Origin of the sequence: Pseudoalteromonas sp. NEC-BIFX-2020_015 (assembly GCF_012952265.1) — a bacterium.
Lineage (GTDB): Bacteria > Pseudomonadota > Gammaproteobacteria > Enterobacterales > Alteromonadaceae > Pseudoalteromonas > Pseudoalteromonas neustonica.
In genome coordinates, this window is the sequence record NZ_JABCJL010000081.1 from 1 (window position 1) to 882 (window position 882).

Annotated in this window: 1 protein-coding gene; it reads right to left on the minus strand. The window is 67.1% G+C overall.

Going from position 1 to position 882, the window contains the following annotated elements; all coding sequences use genetic code 11:
• Positions 1 to 814, minus strand: an 814-nt coding sequence (locus tag HH219_RS21630) for a CE1758 family FMN-dependent luciferase-like monooxygenase (RefSeq protein WP_169328602.1), incomplete at its 3' end; no start/stop codon positions are given.
• Between the last annotated feature and the right edge of the window lie 68 nt (positions 815 to 882).

The window sequence follows — 882 nt, forward strand, 5'->3', positions numbered from 1 at the left end:
TCAAGTCCTCCATCGAGGGGCCGTGGCCGTAGACGGGCGCGTTGTCGAAGTACGGCCGGAACTCGCGGACGGCGTCCTGGGAGTTCTTCCGGGCGAAGAACTGCCCGCCGACGCCGACGATCGCCTGGTTGGCGGCCCCGTGGCCGTAGTGCTCGAAGCGCTTGCGGTAGTACTCGACCATCGTCTTCGTGTGCTCGACGGGCCAGAAGATGTTGTTGTGGAAGAACCCGTCGCCGTAGTAGGCGGCCTGCTCGGCGATCTCGGGGCTGCGGATCGAGCCGTGCCACACGAAGGGCGCGACGCCGTCGAGCGGGCGCGGGGTCGCGGTGAAGCCCTGCAGCGGGGTGCGGAACTTGCCCTGCCAGTCCACGACGTCCTCGGTCCACAGGCGTCGCAGCAGCGCGTAGTTCTCGATCGCGAGGTTGATGCCCTGGCGGATGTCCTTGCCGAACCACGGGTAGACCGGGCCGGTGTTGCCGCGACCCATCATGAGGTCCATCCGGCCGTCCGTGATGACCTGGAGCATCGCGTAGTCCTCGGCGATCTTCACCGGGTCGTTCGTCGTGATCAGGGTCGTGGCCGTCGACAGGACGATGTTCTCGGTGGTGCCGGCCAGGTAGCCCAGCATCGTCGTGGGCGAGGAGGCCACGAACGGCGGGTTGTGGTGCTCGCCGGTCGCGAACACGTCGAGCCCGGCCTGGTCCGCGTGCTGGGCGATCGTGAGGATGGAGCGCACACGCTGGGTGTCGTCCGGCGTCGTACCGGTGGTCGGGTCGGTCGTGACGTCACTGACCGTGAAGATGCCGAACTGCATGGCTGCGCCCCTCGAGAAGTCGATGCGAATGCATGTACATCGGTGGGTAACGAGGAGCCTGCGCGGTC